The organism is Oceaniradius stylonematis (genome assembly GCF_003149475.2).
Lineage (GTDB): Bacteria > Pseudomonadota > Alphaproteobacteria > Rhizobiales > Rhizobiaceae > Roseitalea > Roseitalea stylonematis.
This window is the reverse complement of the sequence record NZ_QFWV02000007.1, coordinates 29,172-43,543: the sequence shown is the minus strand read 5'-3', so window position 1 is coordinate 43,543 and position 14,372 is coordinate 29,172. Positions and strand designations below refer to the sequence as shown.

General features: G+C 65.6%; 16 protein-coding genes. 7 read left to right on the top strand and 9 right to left on the bottom strand.

What is annotated here, in order from left to right; genetic code table 11:
- Nucleotides 1-11 precede the first annotated feature (11 nt).
- Nucleotides 12-1,676 (bottom strand): LysM peptidoglycan-binding domain-containing protein, encoded by a 1,665-nt coding sequence (locus DEM25_RS17950; RefSeq protein WP_245412879.1) that lies wholly within the window; start codon nt 1,674-1,676, stop codon nt 12-14.
- Between the two features lie 145 nt (nt 1,677-1,821).
- Here DEM25_RS17950 and DEM25_RS11175 point away from each other — a divergent pair, with 145 nt between their 5' ends.
- Together DEM25_RS11175 and DEM25_RS11170 are read left to right on the top strand one after the other, a co-directional pair.
- Nucleotides 1,822-2,421: an LOG family protein gene (locus DEM25_RS11175; protein ID WP_109765858.1), complete on the top strand. Its 600-nt coding sequence runs from the start codon at nt 1,822-1,824 to the stop codon at nt 2,419-2,421.
- 86 nt (nt 2,422-2,507) lie between these two features.
- The gene (locus DEM25_RS11170) at nt 2,508-3,734 is read left to right on the top strand and encodes a glycerophosphodiester phosphodiesterase family protein (RefSeq protein WP_109765857.1); all 1,227 of its coding nucleotides are present in this window, start codon (nt 2,508-2,510) and stop codon (nt 3,732-3,734) included.
- A gap of 1 nt (nt 3,735) precedes the next feature.
- Here the strand turns inward: DEM25_RS11170 and rarD are convergent, their stop codons facing one another.
- The 7 genes from rarD to DEM25_RS11135 form a co-directional block, all read right to left on the bottom strand.
- Nucleotides 3,736-4,680 (bottom strand): EamA family transporter RarD, encoded by a 945-nt coding sequence (gene rarD / locus DEM25_RS11165; RefSeq protein ID WP_109765856.1) that lies wholly within the window; start codon nt 4,678-4,680, stop codon nt 3,736-3,738.
- On the bottom strand, nt 4,677-6,296 hold the full coding sequence (gene cimA / locus DEM25_RS11160) for a citramalate synthase (RefSeq protein ID WP_109765855.1): 1,620 nt from the start codon (nt 6,294-6,296) through the stop codon (nt 4,677-4,679). The genes rarD and cimA overlap by 4 nt, the downstream gene beginning before the upstream one ends.
- Before the next feature lie 124 nt (nt 6,297-6,420).
- Complete coding sequence (locus tag DEM25_RS11155) at nt 6,421-6,918, bottom strand: GFA family protein (RefSeq protein ID WP_109765854.1); 498 nt, start codon at nt 6,916-6,918, stop codon at nt 6,421-6,423.
- Nucleotides 6,915-8,312 carry a cysteine--tRNA ligase gene (gene cysS / locus DEM25_RS11150; RefSeq protein WP_109765853.1) on the bottom strand — a complete coding sequence of 466 codons (1,398 nt, stop codon included), beginning with the start codon at nt 8,310-8,312 and terminating at the stop codon, nt 6,915-6,917. Before cysS ends, DEM25_RS11155 begins: the two co-directional genes overlap by 4 nt.
- A 392-nt stretch (nt 8,313-8,704) precedes the next feature.
- On the bottom strand, nt 8,705-9,322 hold the full coding sequence (locus tag DEM25_RS11145; protein ID WP_109765852.1) for a LysE/ArgO family amino acid transporter: 618 nt from the start codon (nt 9,320-9,322) through the stop codon (nt 8,705-8,707).
- Nucleotides 9,323-9,343: 21 nt separating this feature from the next.
- On the bottom strand, nt 9,344-10,123 hold the full coding sequence (locus tag DEM25_RS11140; protein WP_109765851.1) for an SOS response-associated peptidase: 780 nt from the start codon (nt 10,121-10,123) through the stop codon (nt 9,344-9,346).
- 31 nt (nt 10,124-10,154) lie between these two features.
- Nucleotides 10,155-10,718: a DUF2799 domain-containing protein gene (locus tag DEM25_RS11135; RefSeq protein ID WP_245412878.1), complete on the bottom strand. Its 564-nt coding sequence runs from the start codon at nt 10,716-10,718 to the stop codon at nt 10,155-10,157.
- 93 nt (nt 10,719-10,811) lie between these two features.
- Here DEM25_RS11135 and DEM25_RS11130 point away from each other — a divergent pair, with 93 nt between their 5' ends.
- The 5 genes from DEM25_RS11130 to DEM25_RS11110 all read left to right on the top strand — a co-directional run bounded on the left by DEM25_RS11130 (nt 10,812) and on the right by DEM25_RS11110 (nt 13,946).
- Complete coding sequence (locus tag DEM25_RS11130) at nt 10,812-11,240, top strand: NUDIX hydrolase (protein ID WP_109765849.1); 429 nt, start codon at nt 10,812-10,814, stop codon at nt 11,238-11,240.
- 96 nt (nt 11,241-11,336) lie between these two features.
- Complete coding sequence (locus tag DEM25_RS11125) at nt 11,337-12,335, top strand: DUF3179 domain-containing protein (RefSeq protein WP_109766132.1); 999 nt, start codon at nt 11,337-11,339, stop codon at nt 12,333-12,335.
- 79 nt (nt 12,336-12,414) lie between these two features.
- On the top strand, nt 12,415-12,807 hold the full coding sequence (locus tag DEM25_RS11120) for a TIGR02301 family protein (protein WP_109765848.1): 393 nt from the start codon (nt 12,415-12,417) through the stop codon (nt 12,805-12,807).
- Nucleotides 12,808-12,918: 111 nt separating this feature from the next.
- Nucleotides 12,919-13,182: a hypothetical protein gene (locus tag DEM25_RS11115; RefSeq protein WP_109765847.1), complete on the top strand. Its 264-nt coding sequence runs from the start codon at nt 12,919-12,921 to the stop codon at nt 13,180-13,182.
- Between the two features lie 32 nt (nt 13,183-13,214).
- Entirely contained in the window at nt 13,215-13,946 is a 732-nt protein-coding gene (locus DEM25_RS11110) for a hypothetical protein (RefSeq protein ID WP_109765846.1), read from the top strand.
- Here the strand turns inward: DEM25_RS11110 and DEM25_RS11105 are convergent, their stop codons facing one another.
- Nucleotides 13,947-14,291, bottom strand: coding sequence for a DUF4440 domain-containing protein (locus DEM25_RS11105; protein WP_109765845.1), 345 nt, complete (start codon nt 14,289-14,291; stop codon nt 13,947-13,949).
- Between the last annotated feature and the right edge of the window lie 81 nt (nt 14,292-14,372).

The following is a 14,372-nucleotide window of genomic DNA, read 5'->3' as shown; positions in this document are numbered from 1 at the left end:
GCAGCGAAACGTCAGTTGGCGCTTCGCAATTGCCGGTGCACGTCCTCGGCATCGGCACGCGCCTCGTCCGGCACAGCGAACACCTGGCCCGGCCAGATGCGGTCCGGATCGGATATCTGCTCTTCGTTCGCCAGATAGATGGTCGTGTATTTGACGCCCTGGCCGTAAACCCGCCGCGATATCTGCCACAGCGTGTCGCCGCGGCGGATGATCACCGACTGACCGGTGGGCACCAGTCCGCCGGATATTTCGGCCGGCGCGGTGTCGATTGGCGGCGGCCCCTGCAGCACGCCGAGTGCCTGCGGCACGGCTGTAGAACCTGTCGCACGGTCGGCGGGTTGCGCAGCCTCGTCGCCGGCCGAACCGGATGGCGCATCGAGGCTTGCCGTCTCGTCCGCCGGCTTCTCAGGCGCCAACGCGTCGAAAGGCACGGTGGGCGGTGAGGCAGGCAGGCGCGCCGAGGGCGCGACGGCAATCGCCGCCAGCCGTTCGCCGGCCTGACGCGTGAACGGCACGGAGACGCGCTTGAGCACGTCGCCCGACACCGGATCGATGGCATCGGCGCGGATGATGTAGTCGCCGACCGGCAGGTCACGGCGCACCTGAATCAGGAAGCGCCCGCCGTCGCTGGACGTCGTGTCGCCGAGCAGCATCTCGTTGGCATAAAGCCGCAGGCGCGTTCCGGCGGTTGCCGCGCCCGCCACGAAAAGCTCCGCCCCGTCGATTTCGACGGCCTCGATGCGCAGGTCTGGCGCGGTGCCCGCTGGCTCCGGCGCGGAGACGGCGGCCGGTTCGTCCGTGTCGGGCAAGGCGGCCAGTTCAACCGGTGGATCGCCCTCGGGCGCGTCGGCCTCATCGGTTGCGGCGTCCGCCTCGCCTGCCACAGCCGTATCGGTTTCGGGTTCCACTGCATCGGGCTCTGGCGTCACGGTCTCGAGGACGGGCGTTTCCGGCCCCGGCGTCGTGATCAGCCGCGATGCCTCGCCAGGCGCCTCGACCAGCGCAAGAACCTCGTTGGAGCCGGCTTCGGGGATGGCGACGACGGCGGTTTCTAGCGATGTCACCACAAGCCCGTCGGGCGCGGTCGCCCGCAGCACGATCTGATAGTCGCCGGGGGCCAGCGGCTCGTCGAGCACGGCAGCGAAATCACCCGTTGGGCCGGCGGTCGCCGTCGCGATGGTGCGGCTGCCGGCGATGATCTCCATGGTCGCGCCGGCCGGTCCGGAGCCCGCAATGACCAGCGATCCGTCCGGCTCGGCGCGCAAGAGATCGAAACGAGGCACGACGGCGGCGAGCGTCGCATCGCCATTGTCCCGCATCTCGTCAAGTTGCGTCGCGACATCGGGCAAGATGCTCTGATCGCCAAGCGTCGGCGGTTCGGCCGTCCGGTCGACCATCGCGACCTCGGTGCCCGTTTCGGCGTCCGGTGAGACTTCGTCTGGCGCCGCGTCGGCGACCGGTTGCGTATCGTCTTCGGTGGGGGTGCCGGCATCGCCGGCAGTTTGCGGCGCCGGATGCTCCAAAGGCTCGGTCGCGACGGTTTCAGTGGGCGCGCCGAAGCGCGACTGCCATGCCTGCCGAACATCGTCGAAATCGACGACGGCCGCCGTCGAGGCGATCGCCGTGCCGGCGGTCAGGGTACCAAACAGCCAAAGTCCCGCATAGGGGTGTGCCATCCATGTCACTCCACGACGCACCGGCGCCCGCAAATCGGTGCGCAGAATCTTACGCGTTCAATCTAGGCCGTTTCGCCGGGGGCTGCAAACGCGGGCCCGGCACAGCCCGCTTGACCTTTTCCCGCACCCGCGCCACAGATCGGCGATGACCGACATTCAATCGATTTGCGTTTATTGCGGCTCCTCGCCGGGCACTGACGAAAGCTATGGCCGGTCGGCCCACCGGCTCGGTGCTGCGATCGCGGCAGCTGGGCTGCGCCTCGTCTATGGCGGCGGCACCAAAGGACTGATGGGCGCGGTTTCGCGCGGCGTGATGGACAATGGCGGCAAGGTCACCGGCATCATTCCAAAGTTCCTGATGCACAAGGAGGCGACCGAAGACGCGCTCGGCACGCTCGACGAACTGATCGTCACCGAAGACATGCATGAGCGCAAACACGCCATGTTCGAGCGGTCGGACGCCTTCGTGACGCTGCCCGGCGGCATCGGAACGCTTGAGGAGGTCATCGAGATCATGACCTGGGCGCAGCTCGGCCGGCACACCAAGCCGATCGTACTGGCCAATATGGGCGGCTTCTGGAATCCCCTCACCACGCTGCTCGATCACATGCGCGACAGCGGCTTCATCCACACCGGGCACCGGGTCCGGCCGCTGGTGCTCGATACGGTGGACGAAATCGTGCCCGCCCTGCTGGCCGCGGCCAATGGCGCCGAGGGCGACCCGGCGGTGATCGGCAGGCTTTGACCGCCGCCGGACTTCCATCGTTGCATTGACAGACGGATGTCATCGACGTGTGGTTTTGAGGGCGAACATCACCTTCGGAGCCCGCCATGCCACGCCAACTCGCCCTCGCCCTTCTCGCCGCCGCCGCCACGGGTGCGGCCATCGCCGACGGATTTGCCGACACACCGGTACAACTCGGGCCGCGGCCGTTCTTCCTGATCGACAATATGGACGATGGCGCGCTCAAGGAAGCGCTGGCTGCCTGCCAATCGGGGCCCTTCACGCGCTCGAACTGGTCGATCGGCCATCGCGGCGCGCCTTTGATGTTCCCCGAGCACACGGTCGAATCGAACCGGGCCGCCGCGCGCATGGGTGCTGGCATTCTTGAATGCGACGTGACCTTCACGATGGACAAGGAACTGGTCTGCCGCCACGCGCAGAACGATCTGCACACGACCACCAACATTCTGGCCACCGATCTGGCCGCGACGTGCGTGACACCGTTCACCCCGGCGTCGAACGGCCAGCCGGCGAGAGCCGAATGCCGCACGTCGGAGATCACGCTCGACCAGTTCCGCACCCTAACGCCCAAGATGGACGCCGCCAACCGCAGTGCAACCACGGTCGAGGACTATCTGGACGGCACGGCCGGCTGGCGCACGGATCTTTACGCCGCCGATCCCGCAACGCTGATGACGCATGCCGAATCGATCGAACTGTTCGCGTCGCTCGGTGCGAAGTTCACGCCCGAACTGAAGACGCCATCGGTCGAGATGCCGTTCGACGGGTTCAGCCAGCAGGACTACGCGCAAAAGCTGATCGACGAATACAAGGCCGCCGGAATACCGGCTTCGGAGGTCTGGGCGCAGTCGTTCAATCTCGAGGATGTGCTCTACTGGATCGAGAACGAGCCGGAATTCGGCGCGCAGGCGGTCTATCTGATCGACCATTATGCGATCGAAGGATGGGACCCGATGGACCCGGCCACCTGGCCGCAGACGATGGAAGAACTCAAGCAGATGGGCGTCAACTATGTGGCGCCGCCGACATGGGTTCTCGTCACCGTGGACAGTGATGGCGCCATGGTTCCGTCCGTCTGGGCAGAGGAAGCCAAGGCGGCCGGTCTCGACATCATCGCATGGACCGTCGAGCGCTCGGGGAACCTGCGCCATGGCGGCGGCTGGTACTATCAGTCGGTGGCCGAGGTCACCGACAATGACGGCGACGTCTTCAACCTGCTGCATGTGCTGCACAAGGCTGTCGGCGTGGTCGGCGTCTTCTCGGACTGGCCGGCAACGACCACCTATTACGCCAACTGTTTCGGTCTGGAATAGATCAGGCGGCGGGCGGCGAGCGTCCGACGATCCGGGCGGCCGCGCGCGCGCTTTGAAAGAGCGACAGGGTGTAAAGCGCGAGCGCGCCCCAGATGAAGCCGAAGGCGACAAGCTGCCAGAACGAGAACGGCTCGCCGAAGATGAAGATCGCGACCAGGAAGATCAGCGTCGGCGTCAGATACTGCATCACGCCGATCGTCGTGAAGCGCAGCAGTTTGGCACCGTTGGCGTAGAGGATCAGCGGGATCGCAGTGACCGGTCCGGCAAGCAGCAACAGCCAGATGTCGCTCCATCCAGTGAGGCCGAAATGGCCGGTGCCCTGCGCGGTCATCCAGACGACGATGGCAAGGCCGGGCACCGACAGAAGCAGCACTTCGAGCATGAACCCCTGCGAGGCGCCCACCGGCAATGTCTTGCGGAAAAAGGCGTAAAGGCCGAACGAAAAGGCCAGCGTCAGCGACACCCATGGCAGGCCGCCCGCGCGCATTGTCAGGATGGCGACGGCGATGACGGCACAGCCGACCGCCAGCGCCTGCAGCCGGTTAAGCCGTTCGCCGAGAAACACCGTCGCCAGGAGCACATTGACAAGCGGGTTGATGTAATAGCCGAGCGCGGCCTCGACCGTGCGTTCGGCGGCGATGGCCCAGACATAGACGCCCCAATTGATCGAGATGAGCCCGGCGGTCAGCGCCGCCTGCGCAAGGGTTTTCGGATCGCGCAGCGCGGCGCGCAGATCGGCGGTGCGGCGCATCAGGATCAGAAGAAGGCCCGCCACCGGCACAGACCAGATCACGCGATGGGCCACCACTTCCCAGGCCGGCATATGGTCGACCGCCTTCATGTAGAAAGGCAAAAGCCCCCAAAAGAGGAACGCGCCGAGCGCAAAGGCAAAGCCGGCGGCGGGTTCGGTGCCCGAACCGGCGCCAGTCTGCCGGTCAGCGCTCATTCCGCCGCCATCAGGCCGGCGGTGCCCCTGTTCTTCATCAGCTTGAAGGTGATCGAATCCATCAGCGCCTGGAAGGAGGCATCGATGATGTTGTCGGACACGCCGACCGTCCACCAGCGCCGGCCGGTCATGTCGGTGGATTCGATCAGGACGCGGGTGATCGCCTCGGTGCCGCCGTTCAGAATGCGCACCTTGTAGTCGACCAGTTCGAGATCGGCGATCTCGCCCTGGTACTTGCCCAGATCCTTGCGCAGCGCCAGATCGAGCGCGTTGACGGGCCCCTGCCCTTCGGCGACCGACATGCGCTGCTCGCCATCGACCGTCAGCTTGACCACCGCTTCGGACAGCGTGATCAGCGCGCCGCGCGCATTGTGGCGGCGTTCGACCACGCAGCGGAACGAATCCACCTCGAAGAAGTCCGGCACTTCGCCGAGCGTCCTGCGGGCCAGAAGCTCGAAGCTGGCGTCTGCCCCCTCATAGGCATAGCCGTCCGCCTCGCGCTCCTTGACGATGGCAATCAGCGTGTCGAGGCGCGGATCGTCCTTGGCGACGGCGATGCCGCGCCGCTTGAGCTCGTTGATGAAGTTGGACTTGCCGCCCTGGTCGGAGACCATGACACGCCGCATGTTGCCGACGCATTCGGCAGGCACGTGCTCGTAGGTCTTGGGGTCCTTGACCAGGGCCGAGGCGTGGATGCCGGCCTTGGTGGCAAAGGCCGATGCGCCGACATAGGGCGCCTGCGCGTCCGGCGCACGGTTGAGCAACTCGTCAAAGGACCGCGACAGGCGCGTCAGCCCGGCCAGGTTTTCGCCTGAAATGCCGGTCTCGAACCGCTCCGACCAGACCGGCTTTAGCCCCAGCGTGGCGATCAGCGTGACCAGATTGGCGTTGCCGCAGCGTTCGCCGATGCCGTTCAGCGTGCCCTGCACCTGCCGCACGCCCGCATCGATGGCGGCCAGCGAATTGGCGACCGCCTGACCGGTGTCGTCATGGGCATGGATGCCAAGCCGGTCGCCGGGAACGCCGGCCTCGATGACAGCGCGGGTGATCGCACGCACTTCGCCCGGCTGGGTGCCGCCATTGGTGTCGCACAGGACGATCCAGCGCGCGCCAGCCTCAAGTGCGGCGCGGGCGCAATCCAGCGCATAGTCCGGATTGGCCTTGTAGCCGTCGAAGAAATGCTCGCAATCGACCATCGCCTCGCGCCCGGCAGAGATGGCGGCCGCGACCGAGTCGCGGATCGAGTCCAGATTTTCCTCGAGCGTGCAGCCGAGCGCCACATCGACATGATAGTCCCACGCCTTGGCAACAAAGCAGACCGCGTCCGCCGCAGCGCCCGTCAGCGCGGCAAGGCCGGGGTCGTTTGAGGCCGAGACGCCGGCGCGTTTGGTCATGCCGAAGGCGACGAAAGCGGCGTCGCTGGTTCGCTTGCGCTCGAAAAAGGCGGTGTCGGTGGGGTTGGCGCCGGGATAGCCGCCCTCGACATAGTCGATGCCGAACTCGTCCAGCAGCCGCGCGATGGTGATCTTGTCCTCGACCGAAAAATCGATGGCCGGGGTCTGCTGGCCGTCACGGAGAGTGGTGTCGAACAGAAAAATGCGATCGCGGGCGGGCATGGATGGCCTCGTTCAGAAAACCCCGGCGTAGTAGAGCACGGCGAGCGTGATCGCAACGACGGCGATACCCTTGGCGATCAGCCCGTAGAGCAGCCATTTGGGCATCTGCGTCTGCGGATTGCGCTCAGCCATGGCCGTGTCTCGGCGGCCAGACATCGGTGTCGTGATCGGGATGCTGCCGGTTTGTTGCGGCGATGTCGCGGACGCGCTGGCCGTCGAGATACTCCTCTTCTTCAGTGGTGCGGCCGTCGCGTTCGACCGCCTCCACAATCCACGGCATCCTCGATTCCACGCCATAGGTCGAAACCGGCGGCACCGATGCCGGATCGTCCAGTGAGCCGAGCGTGATCGTCATGCCGTCAAAGCCAACGGTCTCGAACAGAAGCGGCGTGCCACAGTCACGGCAGAAACCGCGCCGCACCGGTCCCGATGAGTGAAACCAGGCCGGTTCGCCCCGGGTGATTTCAAAGGCCGCCCGTTCGACGCTGGCCAACGGCACGAAATAGTTGCCGACCGCCTTCTGGCACATGCGACAATGACACAAATGCGGGTCTTTGAGCGGCAACGTGACGCGGTAGCGCACCGCGCCGCACTGGCACCCGCCGGAGAGCGATTCGCTCATCGTCTGACCTCCCATGTCGTCACGCGTTCGCCGGTGTCCGGGTCCTTGCCGTCCTTGAGCTGGATGCCCCGTTCGAGCAATTCGTCGCGGATGCGGTCGGCTTCGGCCCAGTTCTTGTCGACAATCAGGGCGAGGCGGGCATCGATGGCCGCCTGCACCGCATCGAGGTCGACGTCGCCGACCGGAGCCGCATCGGGAAGACCGAGAAACAACAGCGCATCGCGCAGCGGCGCGCCGGCCAGACCGTTCAGCGCATGGATCGCGTCGACACTGTTCAGATCGTCGCTCAGCGCATCGATCACGGCTTGCCGCGTGCCATTGCTTATGGCTTCGCCGGCCCGCCGCCACAGGCGCGCCATAAGCGCTTCCGCCTCCTCCAGCCGCCGGACCGAAAAATCGATCGGCTCGCGATAATGGGTCATCAGCATGGCAAGGCGCAGCACCTCGCCGGGCCACGCGCGCCCGCCGAACTTCTCCGTCGCCAGCAGTTCATGGACCGTGACGAAGTTGCCGAGCGATTTCGACATCTTCCTGCCCTCGACCTGCAGGAAGCCATTGTGCATCCAGACATTGGCCATGGTCGCCGTCCCATGGGCGCAGCGGCTCTGGGCGATCTCGTTTTCATGATGGGGAAAGACCAGATCGATGCCGCCGCCATGAATGTCGAACACCTCGCCCAGATGGTGGGCGCTCATAACCGAGCATTCGATGTGCCAGCCCGGGCGGCCGCGAATGTGGGTTCCGCCGAAATCGGCATCCCAGCCCGGTTCGTTCGGTCCGCTCTGCTTCCACAGCACGAAATCGGCCGCGTCGCGCTTGTGATCGGCGACGGCGACGCGCGCACCCGCCTTCTGGTCTGCGAGATCGCGGCCCGACAGGGCGCCATAATCCGGCATCGAGCCCACGTCGAACAGCACTTCCGCGCCCTCGTCGCCAGTTGCGACATAGGCATGGCCGCGCGTAATCAGGTCGTTGATCATCGCGATCATGCCGGCGACATGTTCGGTGGCGCGCGGCTCATGGGTCGGCGGCAGGCAGCCGAGCGCCAGCGCGTCGGCCTGGAACTGCGCGGCGGTCTTCTCGGTCACCGCGCGAATCGCCTCGTTCAGCGGCAGTTCAGGATAATCGCGCAGGGCACGCGCGTTGATCTTGTCCTCGACGTCGGTGATGTTGCGCACATAGGAGACGTGCTTTTCGCCATAGACGTGGCGCAGAAGCCGGAACAGCACGTCGAAGACGATGACCGGGCGCGCATTGCCGATATGGGCATAATCGTAGACCGTCGGTCCACACACATAGAGGCGGACATTGTCCGGATCGATCGGCGTGAACGGCGCCTTGGCGCGCGTCAGCGTGTTGTAGAGGCGGATCGTGCTGCCGGCGGTTTCGGCCATCTCAGATTATCCTTCCATGCGCCCTCGCGCGCGCCGCTCTTGCCATGCCGGCGACGGCGATGCCAAGCGCCCAACGGCCCCAAGCGGGCGATTTTTGCTTCCGTACGCCGCCACCCGCGTCGCGAGAGCGATGGACGCCTTGCACGCAATCCGTGGTTGCCATTGGTACAATTGAGACGCTTTTTTTGCCCTCCCCCGAAAAATCCCCTGTTCAAGATCGGCAACGAACGGCTACCATGGGCGCCTCTGCGCAAGGCGGAGCCGGGTATCTCGCGGTGGAGTTTGCGCCCCATCTTCCACTGTGCTCGGCCATTTGCTTCTCACGGACCAGGAGCGGCAAATGGCAGATGCCTGGGGCGCCTGCGCAGAGATCACGCCTTGCGGCTGGCGGTTCAGCCCCCCAGGCTGGCCAGCAGCCCGATGGCGAGCGCCGTCATGATCACCGCAATCAGCACGTCGAGCACGCGCCATGCGCCGGGCTTTGCGAACAATGGCGCCAGAAGCCGCGCGCCATAGCCGAGCGAAAAGAACCAGACGAAACTGGCCGTCATCGCGCCGCCGCCAAATGCCACGCGCGCCGCGCCCTCATACCGTCCCGACAGACTTCCCAGCAACACGACCGTGTCCAGATAGACGTGCGGGTTGAGGAAGGTGAACGCCAGGCACGTTGCAATCGCCGCCTTGAGCGGCAGCGGCTTGCCACCCGGCGCCTCGGCCAGAAGGACTGACGGCCGCAGGGCGCGGCGCAGCGCCAGCGCCGCATAGACGAGAAGGAACGCCGCGCCGCCCAGTGTCACGATGGTGATCAGGGACGGGTTGGCGGCGATCAGCGTACCGAGCCCGGCGACGCCGGCGGCGATCAAAAGCGCGTCGGACAGTGCGCAGATCAGGCACAGGATGAACACATGGCTGCGCATCAGCCCCTGACGCAGGATGAACGCGTTCTGTGCGCCAATCGCGATGATCAGCGTCGCGCCGAGCAGGAATCCGGAGAAAGCGGCGGAAAACATCGGACAGAGGCGCCAGAGAGGTCAGAACAGGCTGGGTTGGCTCTCTTCGCCGCCAGTGTCGGTTTTTGCAACCGTTTTCGCCGCGCCCGGCAGCGCGAAGGCGCGCGGTTCGACCGGCTCCTGAACGTCGGGGCCGGCATTGGCCACCTTGTTGACCTTGTCGGACACCGCGATGGCGTCGAACATCACCTGCGCGTCGGGCGCAAAAAGATCGACAATGTCGGCGGGGCCCTGACCGCGCACATCGAGCCAGCGGTCATGGTGCTCGGGCCGCAGCGCGACCGGCACACGGTGGTGGATATGGGACAGATCGTCGGGCGCGGCCATCGTCATGATCGCGCACGTGTCGATCTCGCTGCCATCCTTTCCGATCCATGTTTCATGCAAGCCCGCAAAGCCGACGGGGCCGCCGTCGCGCGGCCGCACCCAAAAGGCCTGCGACTGGCCGGACGCCTTGTCCCGTGCCCATTCGTAAAAGCCCGATGCGGGAATGATGCAGCGCCGGTGACGCATCGCCGCGCGGAACGAGGCTTTTCCCGCCGCGGTTTCCGAACGGGCATTGATCAAGAGCGGGAAGTCCTCGGGATCCTTGACCCAGGCCGGCAGCAGCCCCCAGCGCATCAGGAGCGCGTTGCGATCGGGCAGGTTCGAGCCCTCCGGACGCGTCTCCGCAGCGGTGACGACCAAAAGGGGCTGCGTTGGCGCGATGTTGTAGCGCGGGGGGAAGTCCTCGACCTCGGCCACCCTGAAATAGCGTTCAACCTCTTCGCGAGCATGGGTCAGAGCAAGGCGGCCGCACATCACCTGTCCCCGTTCATCGCGCGCCGGCCGATCATTGCGCCTGGGCGGCGCGGAACTGGTAGAGGTCGGCCGCGCGCTCGGCGCTGAAGACATCGCCTTGAGCCGACGAAAGCCGGTTGCGCTCAAGCTCGATCTCGAGCTGGATGCGCCGGCGATCTTCCTCCGCTGTCGCGGCGGACAGTTCGCGGATCAGCCTGTCGATTTCCTGCTGGGCCGAGTCGCGTTCTGAGCGGGCGTCATGAACCCGGCGGCCGACGGTGTAGGCCTCGTTGAAGGCCAGCGCCATGTCGGCCGGACAGGCATTGCGGTTGATGCCGCCCGTACGGCCCACATTGAGCCCGTTGGCCGGCGTGCAATAGGTGCGGATGCCGCGTTCCCAACCTGTCTGCCAGCTTGCCGCATCGACCGAGATGCCGTGCTTGGTGCAGGCTTCCTGATGCTGGCCGACATAGGTGACGGGAAACCCGCGCGTGCCGTCGGACTCGCCCAATTGCTGCCAGTCGACCACCTGGCACTGTTCCTCGCTGAGCGTCGCGCAGGACGACAACGCCATCATCGCCGCGCCCAAGACGCCGGCCGCCACCAAGTATCGCATTTGAAACCCCATTTGCCGCCCCGGCGGAGCCTATCGCCAAGAGCGGCAATGTGGCAAATGCCGATCGGTCGAATTGGGGAGCTTTTCACGACAATGGCCGATGCGCGCCATCCAGCGGCCGCCGTTTCGGTGGTGATCCGCGACGAGCAGTCCGGTGCATTCCTGTTGGCGCGGCGCGCCCGTCCGCCTGCCCAGGACCTTTGGGCTTTTCCCGGTGGCCGGGTCCATTGGGGGGAAACGATTCGCCAGGCGGCCATGCGCGAACTGGCCGAGGAAACGGCGCTGACGGCCGATCCCGACAGCCTGAGGGTGGCCGAAGTGGTCGACCTGATCGGCGACGAGAACCTTCGGGGCGCGCCCGAGCACCATTTCGTCCTGACCGTTTTCACCGGAACCGCAACCGGCACGCCGGTGGCCGGCGACGATGCCGCCGAACTGCGCTTCGTCACCGTCGATGAAATGGACGGGCTGGCGATGACGCGAACGACACTTGCGACAGCGAGGCGCCTTGCCGGCCTTTGACCGGCAGCCCACGTAATCGTGACCGGGTGTCATTGGCGCCGAAGGCGGCGGGGCCATAGGCTCTCGGGCATCCCGCACTTGATCGAGGTGCCGCCAATGCCCCGTATCGACCGCTTCGCCGGCCCCATCGCCGCCCTTGCCCTGCTGCTGGTGTCGGGGATGATGATGGCGAGACCCGCCCATGCCGATCCGATCCGTTGGTCTATGGAGGGCTGGAAAACCGACTTCGAAAAGAGTTCCGTCGATCTGGCGCGGATCCTGTCCGGCGGGCCGCCGCGCGACGGCATTCCGTCGATCGACAATCCGGTGTTCGAGTTCGTGCCCGGCCATGACGACCTTGCACCGCAGGAGCCCGTCGTCGGCCTGACGATCGACGGAGACGCGCGGGCCTATCCGCTGCGCATCCTGACATGGCACGAGATCGTCAACGATGTGGTCGGCGGCATGCCGGTCGCGGTCACCTATTGCCCCTTGTGCAATTCGGCGCCGGTCTTCGAACGCACGGTGGACGGACGCGTGCTCGAATTCGGCACGACGGGAAAGCTCAAGGATTCCAACCTGATCATGTATGACCGGCAGACCGAGACCTGGTGGCAGCAATTCACCGGCGAAGCGATCGTCGGCGAGATGACCGGCGCAGAACTGACCCTGGTTCCGGCACGGCTGCAATCCTGGGCCGAGTTCTCAGAGGAAAACCCGAACGGGCGCGTGCTGGTGCCCAACAATCCGAACATGCGCGATTACGGCCGCAACCCTTACCGCAGCTATGACACGTCACGCCCCTTTCTCTATGACGGTCAGTTGCCCGAGGGCATCGAGCCGATGGAACGCGTGGTCATCGTGCCGCGCGGCGACGAGGAGCCGCTGATCGTGACGATGCAAACCGTCTCTGAGGCCGGCACCTGGCAAGCCGACGGGCTGGATTTCGTATGGACCGCCGGCCGCGCATCGGCGCTGGACACGACGCGGATCGCCGAAGGCCGCGATGTGGGCACGGTTCTGGTCACGCGCGAGGGGAGCGACGTGCCTTATGATGTGACGTTTGCCTTCGTTGCCCATGCCTTTCATCCCGGTGTCACAATCGTCGGCCAGTGATGGCGGCAGAACCTGCAAGCTTGTTTGTGCCCCAATTGGATGCCAGATACCGACGCGACAGGTGAACAGGGGATTGACGATGCTGCGCGCATTGTGTGTCAGCAAACCGGCGGTCGTGGCCGGACTGGCGTGGATGATGGCGCTCGCTCCGGTTGCCGGAAATGCACAGCCGGTGGCCTATGACGAGAAACTGGGCAGGCTGGCCGAAGTTCTCGGCTCGATCCATTATCTGCGCAACCTGTGCACGGAGCCGAGCAATCGCTGGCGTGACGAGATGGAACAATTGCTGTCGGTCGAAAAGCCGGAACCGCTGCGGCGCGCCCAGCTCATCGCGGCCTTCAACAAGGGCTATCGCAGCTTCGACAGCGTCTACACGCGCTGCACCGACCAGGCGCGGCTGTCGGCCGACCGCTATGTCGAGGAAGGGCGGACGCTGGCGCTTGACCTTGCGAGCACCTATGGCGCGCAGTAGCGCGCGATCGTTAACGATTGTACGATCTTCGCAATTACAAACGGGCGGCGTGTGTTAGATAGGGACAGTGCGTACCGGCGGGCTTGTGCCGGAGAAGACGGGAATTGCATCATGGAAACAGAACAGAAGATCGATGCGCTGGACGATGCGATCGCCCTTGAAAAACGGCGTGCCGCCCGCGAGATGCAGTCCGAAATCTGGGCAGATGGCATGCTTGAGGGCATCGAGACCGATATTCTGGCGGACGCTGCCATGGCGACCGCCCTTGAAGAGATCGTCGGCGAAAATGGCGAGGATGCCGCACTGGCGGTGATCGACGACATTCGCCAGCGTCTGGTGGCCGGCGAGTTCACCCGGCTGCGCACGCTGCAATAGGAACCCCTGTACGCGGCGAAAGCCGGGAGACAATGGCTGTGCCGACCGACATCCGCTCCGAGGCAAACCGAGCCGTCCGGGCGACGGTCGCGGCACTGGCTGCGATGGCGCTTCTGGCGACCGGTCCGGCTGCGGCCAGCAATGCGCAGGATGTCATCGCACCGCCGCCCTCCGGTGTCATTCCCGTTCCTGCGCCGATGATCGGCGCCGAAGACCCCGACAACCCGCTGGCCGCGCCGCCCGCCATCCCGCGCGGCGGCGATCCGGCGCGCAACCAGGCGGGCGCCAGCGAGACCACGGTCGAATTTTCCGACGACGTATCGCTCCTGCCCGCGCCGGTCAGGCGAATGCGCGAACTTATCATGGAGGCGGCCCGGTCGGGCGATCCCGAACGGCTGCGGCCGCTGATCGGCACCGGCGCGGACACGACCCGGCTGTCGCTCGCCGAGGTCGAAGGCGATCCGGTGGACTATTTCAAGTCGATATCGGGCGATTCGGAAGGCCATGAGATGCTGGCCATCCTGCTAGAGGTCTTCGAGGCAGGCTATGCGCGGTTCGATGCGGGCGGCGAGGCCGAACTCTATGTCTGGCCCGATTTCTTCGCCAAACCGCTCGACTCGCTGACGCCCGAGGAGCGGGTAGACCTGTTCAAGCTGGTCACCGCCGGCGACTATGAGGACATGGTCGGCTTCGGCTCCTACATCTTCTTCCGCGCCGGCATCACCCCCGAGGGCCGCTGGCTGTTCTTCGTCGCCGGCGACTGATCAGGGGATCTGGGTCTGGTGATGCTGGACCAGGCTCCAGTCATCGTTTTTTCGGGCATAGGTCGACGTGCACAAGGCCCTGTAGGGCGCGGAGCCGCGGCGGCGCCCTTCGGCGCGATAGGCAAGCACGATGACGCCGCTTGCCGGGCTCGCGGTCGTCTGATCGGTCATGGCGACGAGGTCCCAGCGCGGGACATGCTCCGTCCGTTGCTGTAGCTGGGCGCCCAGCATCATGCCGACGGGTTCGGGAAATGCCATTACGCAGAGGTCGGACATGGCGGCGCTCAGGCGTTCGCGGCACCCGGTCCACAGTTGCTCTTCCATCTGCCAGATCGTCTCGCTCATCGTTCTCCCCGGTCCACCGTCGACATCGTCACAAACATGACAGTTCTAGGCGCGGCACCGGGCGGTGGCCACCAACCAAAG